This window comes from Synechococcus sp. W65.1 (genome assembly GCF_047461615.1).
Taxonomy (GTDB): Bacteria; Cyanobacteriota; Cyanobacteriia; order Thermostichales; family Thermostichaceae; genus Thermostichus.
In genome coordinates this window covers 160,295-174,535 of the sequence record NZ_JANSHI010000001.1, presented here as the reverse complement: position 1 = coordinate 174,535, position 14,241 = coordinate 160,295, and the positions used below count along the sequence as shown (strand labels likewise).

Genomic DNA, 14,241 nt, shown 5'->3' with positions numbered 1-14,241 from the left:
TCTCGATAGACCAGGCTGCCGTCTGGAGGAGAGTTCCCCTTAGAACGTGAGCCGCTCGGGATCGTCGATGGTAATCAGCCAGTTGCCCACCTTGCGGAAGAGGGGGTTGGGCTCTGTCCCCCGCACCCGCGCCTCTACCCGGTAGATGCCAGCAGCGGAAGGATTGCGCACATTGGAGAGCACCAAGCGGATCTCCTGGCCGGCGGCAATGGGTTGACGGGCTACCACCTCCAAAGAGCGAAACTCCTCGTTCCAGTACACTTCCGCCAGCTCCACCGGCTTGCCCTCCGCCTCTAGGCGCACATTCTTCGGGTCGATGACGGCATCGAAATTGCTATCCGCCTTGATCTGCACCTCTGCCACCGCCACATTTTGGGGTGGGATCTTCAGGCGATAGCGATCCAGCCGGCCGCGAATGCCGCGAAAATCCAGCCGATAGCTGAGGACAGGCACCCCCTCGCTGCCAGTGATGACAAAGCCCGACTGCGCCCTTGCCGAAGGGAGCAACAGCAGGGATCCCACTAGGCCTGCCAAAGCCAACCTTGCCCCCAGCCAAGGCAAGCAAAGACTCTGGGAATACTTCACCGCTCTCAACACCCAAGCTTCCCGAAAGACTTCGACTCAAGCAACCCCTGCTGCCGACCGAGCAAGCAGCAAGGCCATGAAGATGGAATCAAGTTGCTGTCTATTGTAAGGGGGTGAGATCCGCTCTGAAAGACTTATACAACGCTGGACAAAAGCGGACTTTTGCTCCAGGTTGACGCTTTCTTCCTGCTTCCACGACCCGTAGCTAGTGGCAGAGTCCACCCCTACCACCTCGCCAGAGGGATCTCCACAGGCGTCACTTCCCATCAAGCTGACGGGAGTTGTTCCTGATCGAGCACACTGGCTAAAGACGGAGCCAACTTTAGCCTAGGCAAAGTGCCTACCAGAAAGGATGTACTCGCAAGCCTACTAGCTCAGCCCATCTACGTCAAGACAGGAGGTTGGCTATGCCACAAAGTGGCTGATTGTCCAGTGAATCAAGGACTAGAGAAGAGCCCTTCTAACGAGAGCGCCCAGAGCTCAGTCGGGTGCGGGAATGCGCAGTTTTTTCGCCGCCCTAATGCCCTACAACATCCAGAAGCTTGGGGGATGGGTGTCGAAGGATCCCGCTGGAGGGATCACTTCAAGAAACTAAGTACCCCCACCCCGAGTACCATCAGCACCCAGAGCAGGGATCCCACCAAAAGGACATTCTTGGCCCGGCTCCAGTCGCTGGCCGAGCTAAGGAGCACCGGCACCGCCACCACCAACAGCAAGCTGTAGAGCACCAACACCAACAGAGCGATTTGGAAAATGAGCATCATCTTTACGGATCCCTCCCAAAGGTTCTGTTTTGGATAAAAGCTCCCAGCAACAGTGGGCGACTACTCACTGCGCACCGGCAGCAGGGTGGATAGGATCTGACTATACCAAAACTGGGGCCCCTCCCTCTGGCCCGCCTGGCAAGGGAGCAGCTTTATTTGGATACAACCTGGATTCGGAAAGGGTTGAAGTCCGTTGCCACGTCAAAGTAGTCCTCCTGCTCTTGCTGCTTCAGCCAGCCGGTAATGGCGTAGGTGAGGGGAGTACAGGCTGCTTCAACGGCACACTTGAACACGTAGTTGGAGACGATGAGGCCCATAAGACCAGGGAACACCCCCCAGAAGGCGATGAGAATAAACAGGCCCGTATCCACCGCTTGGCCCACCAGGGTCGAGCTAATGGTGCGCGTCCACAGCCAGCGTCCCCGCGTCCACACCTTCAGGCGCGCCAGCACATAGGCATTGGCAAAGCTGCCGCTCCAGTAGGCAATTAGACTGGCCAGCACGATGCGGGGGGTAAGGCCGAGGATCTGGTCGTAGGCTTCCTGGTGGGGCCAATCAGGGGCTGCCGGCAGGGATCCCACGATCATCAAGGTCACGGACATCAGGGCTGCCGAGAAAAACCCCAGCCAGATCACCCGCCGCGAGCGAGCATAGCCGTAGACCTCGGTGAGGATGTCGCCGAAAATGTAGCTGAGGGGGAAAAGAATGGTGCCGCCATCGAAGGTAAAGGGCCCCAAGAGCACGATCTTGGCCGAGGCGATGTTGGAGATGAGCAGCACCGCCACGAACAGGGCCGTCACCGCATCCAGGTGTCGGTAGGCGCGCTCAAAGCTTTGCTCAGCCATCAAGACCCCCCAACAGTTTACGGATATGCCGCAGCTCTTTGACGATTAGGGCTAAGCCCTGGCTGTGCCGTTCCACTTCGCTGGTGAGCTTACGGATTTGCTCTTCTAGGTTAGCGCTGTGAGACTCCTGACGATCTAGGCGCTGGTTGAGGTTGGCAAGCCGCGTCACTACTTCCCGCTGGATCAGGTTTTCCGTACCTTGGATAAGCAGCGTCTCGATGGCGGTGAGCTTGTTCAAGAGCAACTGGGTGTTGGTTTCTGATCCCGCTTCCGCTGCCGCCGCAGGAGTCACCTGCAGGGCCTTTTGGATTTGAGCCAGAAGAGTCTCCGCTTCAAACGGCTTTTCGATAAAATCGAAGTCGACAAAAGGCTCAGGGATGCGGGCTGTCACTTGTTCCTTCATCCCCGACATCATGATAACGGGGGTATTTTTCAGACTGTCTTCGCGGCGGATAGCTTGGAGGGTGTCGTAGCCATCCATCTTGGGCATGACAAAATCCAGCAGGATCAGGTCGGGGTGATGCTTTTTGGCGACCTCCAAGCCTGTCGGTCCGTCTTTGGCCTCCAGCACCTGGAAATGGTCAGCCAGGATGCTGGCCACCATCTTGCGGATCATGATGCTATCGTCAATGACCAACACCGTTTTGGTCGCCATGGCTTTTCCCATCAGTTCAGCCTGATCTGCCCCTTCCTTGAGCTCAGGAGGCGAGGGGAAACCCACCATTAGAGTACTCTCCTGCTTGGCGGAGGTTGTGCTCAGGGATCCAATTTGCCGGCTTCTCTTGCCGCCTAGCGGTTGTCGGCCCACCCTGGCCGCCTTGCTATAATCTACTATCGCATTGTAAACAAACGTTAAGAACCCGTTTGCACTGGCAGGGTCATGAGCTTCCAGTTAAGCCCTGAGCTGTCGCTGCCTATCCCATCGCCGGTGGGGGAGGCTGCTTACCGTGCCTTTCAGTGGGGCAAAAACCTCTTCGGCTTTGCCCACAAGGCTCTCTCCACCCAAGCTGCCGAACTGATGCTCTCTGCCCTCAGGGAGCTGCAGAGCTTTGTCTCCGGCAAGCCTCTGCCACCGCGGGAGCGGGTGAAGGTGAGCGCAGCCACTTTGCAGGAGTTGCGGGCTCGCTACGAGCGACTTCTAGAAGTTGATTGGCAAGATGCGGAAGCAGGCTACTACCCTCACGCGCTTCTCTTCGACAACCCCTGGCTGGACTTTGCCCGCTATTACCCAGCGGTGTGGTTGGAACTGCCCCAGATTGCCCGACGGGTACACGGCCGGCGCTACCAAGAGTTTTCTCCAGACATCTCCACAGAGGGCTACCCAAAATACTACCTTCAGAACTTCCACTACCAAACCAACGGCTACCTGAGCGATCGCTCGGCTGAGCTCTACGACTTGCAGGTGGAGTTGCTGTTTGGGGGTACGGCGGATGCGATGCGGCGACGGGTGATCCGCCTGCTCAAGGATGCCCTCGATCCCAACCTATCTGCTCCCCACATCCTCGACGTAGCCTGTGGCACAGGGCGGATGCTGCGCCTTTTGCGGGGATCCCTGCCCAAGGCGGCGCTGTATGGCTTGGATCTTTCTCCTGCCTATCTGCGCAAGGCCAACCGGCTGTTGCAGGAGTTGCCCGGGGAGCTGCCGCAGCTTATTCGCGCCAACGCCGAGGCCATGCCCTACGCTGACGCTTTCTTCGATGCAGTTGTCAGCGTTTTTCTTTTCCACGAGCTGCCTGGCCCGGTTCGGCAAAACGTCATCAACGAGATCAGCCGGGTGGTGAAGCCAGGGGGCGTGGTTGTCGTCTGCGACTCGGTGCAGCTGCTGGATTCGCCGGAGCTGGAGGAGACGATGGAAGCTTTTGCGCAAACCTTCCACGAGCCCTACTACCGCGACTACATCCGCGACGATCTGGGGGCGCGCCTGCAGCGGGCAGGCTGTGAGGTGTTGCGCCGAGAAACCCACTACGTTAGCACTTACCTCTTGGCCCGTAAGAGTTGAGCGCCCTTGCCAAAAGCTTAAGAAGAGATTCGCAGTAGTCTACCTAGGGGTATAGTAGTAGCAGGCACCAAACTTGATACGAAGCCAGGCCACCAAGCCCTTGGGCGGGAAGGTGGTTGGTATCCATTCCTTTACTTAGGCTCATGTCTCCTCCCTATGGATCCCTCCGTGCCGGCATCACTGCACTGAAGCAGGAGCGCTACCTAGAGGCGATCAACCTTCTTGAGTCTTTCTGCTACTGCTGCTCGATTCAAGGAAGCTCGCCGCGCCAGGGGGAGCGCAGTAGCTCCAGGGTAAGCTCGGAAGAATGTGCTCTGGCTCGAGTGGCCCTGGTCATAGCCTATCAGGGCAGTGGCGACTTGGAGCGATCGACAGCCCTCTGCCAGGAGCTGCTGGAGCAGGGGGAGACTCCTTCAACTCCCCCCTGGGCACGGGAATGGGCAGCGCAGGCTCTTGCTACCCTCAAGCAGGCAGCAGAACACCCTATGCCCCCTGAGGAGGTGATGGCACGGTTGCCTGTCCTCCAGCAGTTGGAGGCCTGTCAGCCCCACTGTAGCTCTCGCGACCCGGCCCCCCATCTGCTCAAGGCCACCCACTGACTGGCTGAATTTAAGAAGCTGGACTTTGGCAGCTAGGTTCTATCCTTTTCGCAGTAGGAAAGCTCCGAAAGTATGCCTGCCACTGAGCCCACTACCTATCACTTCATCGTTGGCAGTCTAGATTTTTTGCGGTCTGAACCTCTGGAGGAGGTGCTGGAGGAGCGTCGGCGACATTACGCGGAGCAGCATCGCCCCATTGATTTCCACTGGGTGCCCCAGCCAGCTTTCATGGAAGCTCCCGAGTTAAAACCCCTGCGCAACAAGTTGAAGGAGCCGCTGGGGGCAGTGGTCTCGACTAACGAGCATTTCATTCGCTGGCTGGCGGTGCGCCTTGGCTTTGTGGAAAAGGGCAGCTTTGTGGCCCCCAGTGAGTCGATTCCGGATCCCTTGCGCTCCCTGTCGTTGTCGGAAAGCTGAGAGGCTTGTCCCCATTGCTGCCTTGGCACCTTGCTGCGCTCAGAAGGACAAGCTGGGCAGCGAGGGGTAAGCTGCCCTAAAGGTGGCCGGAGAGGCGGGTTTGATTGCAGGCTAGGTCAAAATTTAAGATTAGGGCTTAGGGCACCTCTCCCGCTCCAGCAGCAGCAAGGCTGTCGGGCAGCAGGAAAGGTGGGGGAGGGAGATAGGCTGGGCGGGGGCACCATGACTTGGGAACAACGAAGGGACTGGCTGCAAGAGGGAGCGGAGCTCTACTTAGTGTCAACAGCGGCTATGGAGACGCTGAAGTCAGAGGAGCTGGGTTCTCCCCTTGAGCCGATAACAAGCCCTGCCTCTAGCTTGCCAGGGGGCCCAGCCGGGGATCCCTTGCCAGAGCCGCCTCCCGAGGATCCCAAAGAGAACAGCCCAACGGAGAAGCTAGAACAGGCGGATCCCCCTTTCTCAGGGACAGGCCTGGGAAACTTCGCTGCTGTGCTGGGCCGACGCAATTTCCTGCTGCTGTGGATGGGGCAGGTGTTTTCCCAGCTGGCCGACAAGGTGTTGTTGGTGCTGCTGATTGGGGTGACCTCCAAGCGGTTTCAGCCAGAGGGGGCTTCCATCAGCGGCTGGGTAGCGGCGGTTATGCTGGCCTTTACCCTGCCGGCAGTGTTGTTGGGCAGCTTGGCAGGGGTATTTGTGGATCGCTGGCCTAAGAAGGCCGTGCTGGTGCTCTCCAACGTGGTGCGCGGCATCCTAGTGCTGCTGCTGCCGCTGCTGCTCTGGCTGACGGCGGGGCGTGACCTTTGGCCAGGGATCCCTTTGGGCTTTGGCGGGCTGCTGCTGATTAGCTTTGCCGTCTCTGTCTTGACCCAGTTTTTTGCCCCTGCCGAGCAGGCCACTCTGCCGCTAATCCTGCCCAGGCGGGAGCTGTTGGCGGCCAACTCCCTCTACACTACGACGATGATGGCTTCGCTGGTTGTCGGCTTTGCCATTGGCGAGCCGCTGTTGACGCTGGCGGATCGTTGGGTGCGCGCCTGGTTGCCTGGCTGGGAGGTGGGACCAGAGCTGTTGGTGGGGGGAGCCTACCTTTTGGCGGGATCCCTGCTGCTGCTGTTGCAACCTCACGAGAAGCTAGACTCCCGCTCCTGGGAAGCTCCCCATCTCTGGGAAGATCTCAAGCTAGGCCTGCAATACATCGGGCAAATGCCCCTGGTCCGCGCAGCCCTGCTGCAGATGGTGGTGCTCTACTCGCTGTTTGCGGCGCTGGCGGTCTTGGCAGTGCGGATGGCGGAGGTGATGGCGGAGCTGGAAGCCGATCAGTTTGGAGTGTTGCTGGCTGCTGCCGGTCTAGGCATGGGGATTGGCGCCTTTTGGGTAGGGCACATAGGCCGAGGAGTAAGCCGTCGGGCCTGGAGCGGGCTGGGATCCCTCCTGCTGTCTCTGGCGCTGGTGGCTTTGTCGTGGACAGAGAGGAAGCTGTTTCCCAGCTTAGCCTGGATTGCCCTGCTGGGCTGTGGAGGGGCTTTGGTGGCGGTGCCGATGCAAACTCTGCTCCAGGAGGAAACTCCTGAACATCTGCGGGGCAAGGTGTTTGGGTTGCTCAACAATGCCGTTAACATTGCCCTCAGCTTGCCGCTGGTGTTGACAGGGGTAGCGGAAACCTATCTGGGCCTTTCCTGGACGTTTCTTGCCCTGGCAGTCTTAAATGCGTCGGCAGGAATGTACTTCTGGAGTTTGTTGAATAGAGAGGCTTGACTTCTTCGCCAGCTCTAGCTAAGTTGCTCCTTCCCAGCAGCGGTGCCGGCCTCCCCAAGCCCTCCGCGCCGCTGACGGCAGGGCAAGGCAGAGCTTAGGAGCAGCCCCATAGCTACGCGCCGTCCTGCTGTCGGGCTGGTGCTAGCTTTCCCCCGCCAGGCAGCAAGCAAAGCGAGGATCCGCGTCTGCTAACCTTATGGGAGGTTTAACCGTTCTAGCAGCATAGGGATCCACCCATGCACATTGCCTGGATAGGCAAGAAAACACCCTTTTGTGGCAACGTCACCTACAGCCGCGAGGTAACCAACGGCCTTTTGGAGCGGGGCCATCAGGTGAGCTTTTTCCACTTCACCAACGAAGAGGCCGCCGCTGAGGGGGGATCCCGTCCGGGGAGCAACTGGCGTGCCGAGCTGGAGGGGCGGGATGTCTCTCTGCCCTGTCTCTACAAGTCGCAGATCTACACGATCCCGGCTCCCAACGCCCGGCGGTTGCTGGAGCAAGCCCTGCGGGAATTGCAGCCGGATTTGGTGCATGCTTCTTTGACCATTTCGCCCATTGATTTTGCGTTGCCGGAGATCTGTGCTGAGCTCAACCAGCCCCTAGTGGCCACTTTCCACCCAGCTTTTGACCGACGGCGGCGCAACATCGCCTCCCGCACCCAATACTTGGCCTATCAGCTCTATGCCCCCTGTTTGGCCCACTACGATCGCACCATCGTCTTCTCGGAAACGCAGCGCCAGGTCCTGGTCAAACTGGGGGTGGGCAGCGAGCAGGTGGTGGTCATTCCCAATGGCGTCGATGTTGACAAGTATTCGCCGGGGCCCTCCACCCTCAAGCAACGGCTAGGGCTAGAGCGGGTCTTCGTCTACCAAGGGCGGATCTCGCCGGAAAAGAATGTCGAGGCCCTGCTCAAAGCCTGGAAGCAGGCTCAAATGGGGGAAAAGTGCGGCCTGCTCATTGTGGGGGATGGACCCCTGCTCAATACCCTCAAGCCCTTCTACACCCGCCAGCACGGGATCTACTGGCTGGGCTATGTTGCGGACGAGCAGGAGCGCATTGAGATCTTGCGGGGATCCGACGTGTTCATTCTCCCCTCCTTGATCGAGGGGCTGTCTTTGTCGCTGTTGGAGGCGATGGCCTGTGGGGTAGCGGCGGTGGCCACTGACGTCGGCGCCGATGGCGAGGTTCTGGCAGACGGAGCCGGGATCCTGTTGGATCCAAGCCGAGTGACGGTGGAGCTGCAAACGCTATTGCCCCTCTTGCGGGATCAGCGGGAGTTTACCCAACTGCTGGGAATGAAAGCCCGCCAACGGGTTCTGGAGCGCTACACCCTCAGCCACAACCTCAGCCGCCTGGAACAGCTCTACCGAGAGGTGTGTCAGGGATCCCGTCAGCCCAGAAGGGCGTAGCCGCCAATGACCTCGACAACATCTCGACAACATTAACTCAAGCAGAGCTCTTGGGAGAAGACGGGGTAGAGCCTGTGCTATCTTTGCTAGACTGCATCGTTATGTTTCTGAGGGATTGGCTCTACCTTCCCCATGGAGGAGCACAGCCCGCAAAAAGCTTTACCGGCCCAGCCGCCCGCCGGGCGAGCAGGTTTGTCCTGGTCGGACTCCTTGCTTCCTCCCAAAGTTCTGCCTGCCTCGCTGCCGTCCACAACCGACCCGAGCACTCCCAGCTCAGGGCAGGAGGATCCCCGCTCTAGGCTTGGTACTGCCAAGGAGAAGGAGCCGCCAGCCCTCTTGCCCAGCCGGGCCAACAAAGCTGAAGTGGGGGCAGACCAGCAGTCGATGCTGTACTTGTTGGGAGGATTGGCTTTTGCCCTGCGCTCCTTCAATAACCTCAACCAGATCCTGGAGTTCACGGCTTTTGTGGCCAGCCAACTCACTGGGGCTGAGGGGGGAGCGCTGGTGTTGTTTAACCCCAACGGCACTATTCAGCTAGATCAACTGCACTGTTTCGATCTCGAGCGCCGCGAGCAGATTCGCGCCGAGATGGAGCAGATTGCCCAAGCCCTATCTGCTCAGGAGCCTCTTCTCAAACTAGAGGGATCCCTGGCGGTGAAGATCCCAGCTCTTGAACATCTTCTGGACGAGCGTCTGCGCCAGAGCCTGGGGCCGGATGGGCGCCTATTTGGCACGCCGCTGTTGATCCGTAACTCTGTCCAGGGTCGCTTGTACGTCTTCAGCCGCCAGCCCAACTACCACTGGACCGAGCCTCGCCAGCAACTTTTGCGCCTAGTGGCTGACCAAGCGGGTGTAGCCATCGAGAATGAGCGCCTGCGGACAGCCTTGCGCCGCAGAATGGCCCTGGAAAAAGAAATGGAGATCGGCTCCTACATCCAGACCCAACTGTTGCCCCGCCAATACCCCCAAGTTCGGGGCATTCGACTGGCAGCCCGCTGCCGCGTAGCCAGCAAAGTGGGGGGCGACTACTACGATTTCATCAAGATCCCGAGGGGGCCTGCCTCTGCAGAGCCGGCCAGCAACCGGGCGGAACCGCCTGAGCCCTCCGCAGACTCTCGCCTAGCGATTGTCATTGGGGATGTCATGGGCAAAGGTGTACCTGCCGGGCTGCTAATGAGCATGACCCGCGCCATGGTGCGGGCAGAAGCTCTTAACGGCCACTCGCCGGCCCGCGTTCTCCAACATCTCAATCGGGCCATGTACAGCGATCTCAAAAACTCCAGTCGCTTTATCAGCCTGTTTTACTCGGAGTACGATCCCTGCTCCCGTCGCCTGTGCTTTGGCAACGCCGCCCACAACCCTCCCCTCTGGTGGCAGGCCCGCACCCGTGAGATTCAGCCTTTGGATACAGAAGGGGCGCTGATTGGCTTGGAGGAGCACAGCCAATACTCAGAAAGCTGTGTGCAACTGCAGCCAGGAGATGTTGTAGTCTACTACACCGATGGCTATATTGAGGTTGCCAATACCCGCGGGGAGCGGCTGGAGACTGCCGGTCTAATGGATGCTATCCAGCGGGCTGCCAGCTGCTACGAGTCGCCAGAGGAGATCCTGGAAAGTCTCTTTGCGCAGATGGATGCTTTCCGAGGCCGCCAGGGAGTCCACTTTGTTGTCCCAGAGCCAGCGGTGGAGCTAGAGCTCCTGTTCCGGGAGGAAATTTCCCTGCGACCTATGCCCGTGGACGATACCACCCTGGTGGTGCTGAAGGTGTTGCCGGAGCCTGAGGCCGCCTAGCTCCAGAAGGTCTGTAGTTGGATGGCCAAGGGTAGGGCTACCGTTTGCGCTAGTGGGACGGAACCTCACCTGCCCTAGTGTGATGTGCAGAGTTTACAGTACTCTCTACCTAGGGGAATTTGTCCGTCTTTACTTGAGCTTTACCGGAGGTATGGGCATGAACTTCACTTCCTCTTACCTGCCAGCTCCGCCCGCCTTGCAGACAAAGGCCATCGTTGCCCAGGTGTTCCGCCAAGATGTGCTGGGCGATATCCGAAAAGGTTGGAACAACTTTGTGGAATCAGGCCAAATTTGGGCGCTTCTGATAGGGCTGGTGGCGGGCTACATGCTCAAGAGCATCACCAGCTCCCACTAAGGCTAGGTGGGCTTTGGCAGGGGTCTTCTAGCCGTTGCAAGGCAGGCTTTTGTTTCCACGGCAGTCATCTGGTTCCTATGCCTGAGCCAACCTCACCTTCCACCCCCCGTCCCTGGAGCAGCCGCTTCGAGGGATCCCTACACCCCCAAATTGCCCGCTTCAACGCCAGCATAAGCTTTGACATTCGCCTTTTGCCCTACGATGTGGCCGGATCCCTGGCCCACGTGCAGATGCTGGGGGCATGCGGCATCCTGAGCCGGGAAGAGGCGGAGCAAATCCGGCAAGGGCTGGAGCAGATCCAGAAAGAGGCAGCCGAGGGGAGTTTTCAGCCTGACCCAGAGGCTGAAGATGTCCACTACGCCGTCGAGCGCCGGCTGGTAGCGTTGGTAGGGGAGGTGGGGAAAAAGCTGCACACCGGCCGCTCCCGCAACGACCAAGTGGCCACCGACTTGCGCCTTTACCTGCGGGATCAAATTGACGTCATCCGCCATTCTCTCTGGGAGCTGCGAGGGGTTTTGCTGGAGTTGGCTAGCCAGCACGTGGAGACAATCCTGCCCGGCTACACTCACCTGCAGCGGGCCCAGCCCGTTAGCCTAGCCCATCACCTTTTGGCCTACGAAGAGATGTTCTGGCGGGACTGGCAAAGGCTGGGGCGAGTGCGGGAGGAGGTCAACGTCTGTCCCCTGGGATCTGGGGCGCTAGCCGGCACTTCCCTGCCCATCGACCGGCAGTTTGTTGCTCATCTGCTGGGGTTTGAGCGCATCAGTGCCAACAGCCTGGATGCAGTGAGCGACCGCGACTTCCTCGTAGAGTTCCACGCCGCCGCCAGCTTGATCATGGTTCACCTTAGCCGCCTCTCGGAAGAGATCGTCCTCTGGGCCTCGCAGGAGTTTGGCTTTGTCACCCTCACTGATACCTGTGCTACCGGCTCTAGCCTTATGCCCCAGAAGAAAAACCCCGACGTGGCAGAACTGGTGCGGGGCAAAGCCGGGCGGGTGTTTGGGCATCTGCAAGCCCTCCTGGTTACCCTCAAAGGGCTGCCCCTGGCCTACAACAAAGACTTGCAGGAGGACAAGGAGGGGCTTTTTGATACTGTCGATACTGTCAAAGCCTGCCTAGAGGCGATGCGGATCCTCCTGCGAGAAGGGATCCAGTTCCAAACCCAGCGCCTGGAGGCCGCGGTGCAGGCAGACTTTTCCAATGCCACCGATGTAGCCGACTACCTGGTGCGCAAAGGAGTCCCTTTTCGCACTGCTCACGACTTGGTGGGGCGGATTGTGCGCACCTGTCTTGCGGAAGGGATCCTGTTAAAGGATTTGCCCCTGGAGCGCTGGAAAAGCTTTCACCCGGCCTTTGAGGAGGATATCTTCACGGCCATCGATCCCCGTCGGGTTGTGGCTGCGCGGCTTAGCCCCGGCGGAACTGGCTTTGCCGCAGTGCGACAGGCCCTGCAACGAGCCCATGCCCGCCACCAGCAACCAGAGCTAGCGTAAACTCTGGCTCGGCCCACCCTAGGAGAAGCTCCCTAGTGGCGGCAGGATGCGATCCCGAACCATCTCCCCACCCCCCTTCCCTCTGGGGGAAGCGGGAGCAGCAGCCCCAAGTTTTAGCGACTTCCGCGCCGCCATCGCCGGCTTTTTCAGTATCTGCCGCCGCGCCCGCCCCTATTCCTGCTCCGAGGGCCAGGTGCGGGAGTTTTTCTGCGCCCCCTGCTGCACATCCACAGCATTCCCAGCAACGAGCTAGTGGCTGCTGTCATCCGCCAGCCCTTTAGTGCAGGCAGGGCGGCAGTTGAGCTGGCTGCGGCGGGGGGGTTACGAGCGCCTGAGTGCAATTTTACGAAAGATTGAAGCCTAGGCGAAGAAATATTGAGAACAGCTCTGAATCATGCCGAAATAGCCTCTGAGGATGGTAGCCTGAAACAGACTCTGGGAAACACTCTTTACCTTCTCTTGGGTTGAAATGTCTAACAAGTTTAACCCCTTTGACAAACCCTCCAAGGGTAATTGGGCAGGCCGCACTTTTTCTGCTGCTGTTGGCGCCTCCTTGGCTGCTGGGGTTTGCATAGCTCACGGCAAGCCCCTTCTCTTCTCGCTGCTGGTGGCCACTTGCGCAACGGTGTTTACTCTCATCTGTGACGAAATGGAGTGGATTTAAGCCTAGCAGTAGCTTTGCCTTCTCCCACAGCCAACATTTCTACTATCATTTTGTGCGATAAAAGCTGAAAGAAGATCGTTAAAACCTAACCTAAAGAGAGGGATTCTTGTTCCTCCGCTTCGACTTCGGGGGCTGCAGGATCCCTCTTCATCTGTTCTAGTGGGCGGGTGGAGGTGGAGCTGCCACCAGGTTGCCTGTTGACAGAGCTAAAGTGGGGCAGGTCTTCACGACAAGGGCGGCTATAGTCTCTGTTGAGAACCCTGCCGACCAAAGGCCCTCCGGAGCAGATTAGTCCATTGCCCTTGATCCCATGGCTTCCCCTCCTCTGGTTTCTGTAATCTTGGGTACGCGGCCCGAGGCCATTAAGCTGGCTCCAGTGATCCAGGCCCTGCGGGCCAGTCCCTACCTGCGCACCGAGGTCGTCCTGACGGGGCAACACCGAGAGATGGTGGATCAGGTGATGCGGCTTTTTGGCCTCCAGGCGGACTGGGACTTGGGGATCATGCGGCCTCGCCAAAGTCTAGCTGATATTACCGAAGCCACCCTGCGCGGCCTAGAACCCTACTTGCAGGGGAAACAGCCCCAACTGGTTTTGGTTCAGGGTGACACCACCACAGCCTTTGCTGCCGCCCTGGCTGCTTTTTACCAACGCATTCCCGTGGGGCATGTGGAAGCCGGCCTGCGCACCGACGATCTTTACCACCCTTTTCCCGAGGAGGCCAACCGCCGCCTCATCTCCCAGTTGGCTACCCTCCACTTTGCCCCCACGCCGCAGGCCGTGGAAAACCTCAAGCGCAGCCACGTGGTGGGATCCATCTACTGCACGGGCAACACCGTCATCGATGCCCTACAGCAGGTGGCTTCCCTTGGGATCCCTTGTCCTATCCCCGGCCTAGACTGGGAGCGCTATCGCGTTTTGCTGGTTACCATACACCGGCGGGAAAACTGGGGGGATCCCCTTCAAGCCATTGCCAAGGCTCTCCTGCGACTTTTGGCTGAGTTCCCTGATACGGCTATTCTTTTACCTCTCCACCCCAACCCAGTCGTGCGGGAGCCCCTGCAAGCGCTTTTGGGATCCCAGGAGCGGGTCTTTCTCACTGATCCCTTGGACTATCCCTGCTGGGTAAGCGCCATGCAGCGCTGTACTTTCATTCTCACTGATTCGGGTGGCATTCAAGAAGAGGCCCCTGCCCTGGGCAAGCCGGTGCTGGTGCTGCGGCAAACCACTGAACGCCCCGAGGCGATTGCTGCTGGCACCGCCCGCCTGGTCGGCACCCACCCCGAAAAAATCCTGGAGGCGGCTCGGGAGTTGCTTACCGACCCTCAAGCCTACGCCCGCATGGCACAAGCCAAAAACCCCTTCGGTGACGGCACAGCCGCCCAGCAAATTTGCCGCCTCATCGAGAGTCAGTTCACCTCAAGAGCTAGTATTCTAAGCAGAGATTAGCTTACAGGAAGATACCAGCCTGTTTTAAGGGCAACGGTCTATCCCCTTCAGCTCTATGTACTGTAGAGCATATGGGTTCGTAGGCAAGTTAGCATTCCTAGAAAGCTCAACTTCAAGGGGG

Annotated in this window: 14 protein-coding genes; 10 read left to right on the top strand and 4 right to left on the bottom strand. The window is 59.1% G+C overall.

All coding sequences use genetic code 11. The features are described 5' to 3' along the window. Positions 1-39 precede the first annotated feature (39 nt). The 4 genes from NW806_RS00845 to NW806_RS00830 form a co-directional block, all read right to left on the bottom strand. The gene (locus NW806_RS00845; protein WP_414405392.1) at positions 40-540 is read right to left on the bottom strand and encodes a DUF2808 domain-containing protein; all 501 of its coding nucleotides are present in this window, start codon (positions 538-540) and stop codon (positions 40-42) included. Between the two features lie 623 nt (positions 541-1,163). Further along, positions 1,164-1,349: a photosystem II reaction center protein PsbZ gene (psbZ, locus tag NW806_RS00840; RefSeq protein WP_414409653.1), complete on the bottom strand. Its 186-nt coding sequence runs from the start codon at positions 1,347-1,349 to the stop codon at positions 1,164-1,166. 152 nt (positions 1,350-1,501) lie between these two features. Then, complete coding sequence (locus NW806_RS00835) at positions 1,502-2,194, bottom strand: queuosine precursor transporter (RefSeq protein ID WP_414393324.1); 693 nt, start codon at positions 2,192-2,194, stop codon at positions 1,502-1,504. After that, the gene (locus NW806_RS00830) at positions 2,187-3,002 is read right to left on the bottom strand and encodes a response regulator (RefSeq protein ID WP_414409652.1); all 816 of its coding nucleotides are present in this window, start codon (positions 3,000-3,002) and stop codon (positions 2,187-2,189) included. Before NW806_RS00830 ends, NW806_RS00835 begins: the two co-directional genes overlap by 8 nt. A gap of 72 nt (positions 3,003-3,074) precedes the next feature. On the opposite strand from NW806_RS00830, the gene NW806_RS00825 reads away from it, so the two are divergent. The 10 genes from NW806_RS00825 (at position 3,075) to wecB (ending at position 14,120) form a co-directional block, all read left to right on the top strand. Next, a complete protein-coding gene (locus tag NW806_RS00825) occupies positions 3,075-4,193 on the top strand; it encodes a class I SAM-dependent methyltransferase (RefSeq protein ID WP_414393328.1) in 1,119 nt (372 codons plus the stop codon). Positions 4,194-4,336: 143 nt separating this feature from the next. After that, positions 4,337-4,792: a hypothetical protein gene (locus NW806_RS00820; protein ID WP_414409651.1), complete on the top strand. Its 456-nt coding sequence runs from the start codon at positions 4,337-4,339 to the stop codon at positions 4,790-4,792. Positions 4,793-4,864: 72 nt separating this feature from the next. After that, complete coding sequence (locus tag NW806_RS00815) at positions 4,865-5,209, top strand: MgPME-cyclase complex family protein (protein ID WP_414409650.1); 345 nt, start codon at positions 4,865-4,867, stop codon at positions 5,207-5,209. Positions 5,210-5,431: 222 nt separating this feature from the next. Beyond that, on the top strand, positions 5,432-6,961 hold the full coding sequence (locus NW806_RS00810; RefSeq protein WP_414409649.1) for an MFS transporter: 1,530 nt from the start codon (positions 5,432-5,434) through the stop codon (positions 6,959-6,961). A gap of 236 nt (positions 6,962-7,197) precedes the next feature. After that, positions 7,198-8,370, top strand: coding sequence for a glycosyltransferase family 4 protein (locus NW806_RS00805; RefSeq protein WP_414393335.1), 1,173 nt, complete (start codon positions 7,198-7,200; stop codon positions 8,368-8,370). A gap of 384 nt (positions 8,371-8,754) precedes the next feature. Continuing rightward, positions 8,755-10,161 carry a PP2C family protein-serine/threonine phosphatase gene (locus NW806_RS00800; RefSeq protein ID WP_414409648.1) on the top strand — a complete coding sequence of 469 codons (1,407 nt, stop codon included), beginning with the start codon at positions 8,755-8,757 and terminating at the stop codon, positions 10,159-10,161. An 82-nt stretch (positions 10,162-10,243) separates the two neighbouring features. After that, positions 10,244-10,516 (top strand): hypothetical protein, encoded by a 273-nt coding sequence (locus NW806_RS00795; RefSeq protein WP_414409647.1) that lies wholly within the window; start codon positions 10,244-10,246, stop codon positions 10,514-10,516. 77 nt (positions 10,517-10,593) lie between these two features. Then, positions 10,594-12,009 carry an argininosuccinate lyase gene (gene argH / locus NW806_RS00790; RefSeq protein ID WP_414409646.1) on the top strand — a complete coding sequence of 472 codons (1,416 nt, stop codon included), beginning with the start codon at positions 10,594-10,596 and terminating at the stop codon, positions 12,007-12,009. 469 nt (positions 12,010-12,478) lie between these two features. Beyond that, positions 12,479-12,673, top strand: coding sequence for a hypothetical protein (locus NW806_RS00785; protein ID WP_414409645.1), 195 nt, complete (start codon positions 12,479-12,481; stop codon positions 12,671-12,673). 310 nt (positions 12,674-12,983) lie between these two features. Continuing rightward, positions 12,984-14,120, top strand: coding sequence for a non-hydrolyzing UDP-N-acetylglucosamine 2-epimerase (gene wecB / locus NW806_RS00780; RefSeq protein WP_414409644.1), 1,137 nt, complete (start codon positions 12,984-12,986; stop codon positions 14,118-14,120). Positions 14,121-14,241 lie beyond the last annotated feature (121 nt).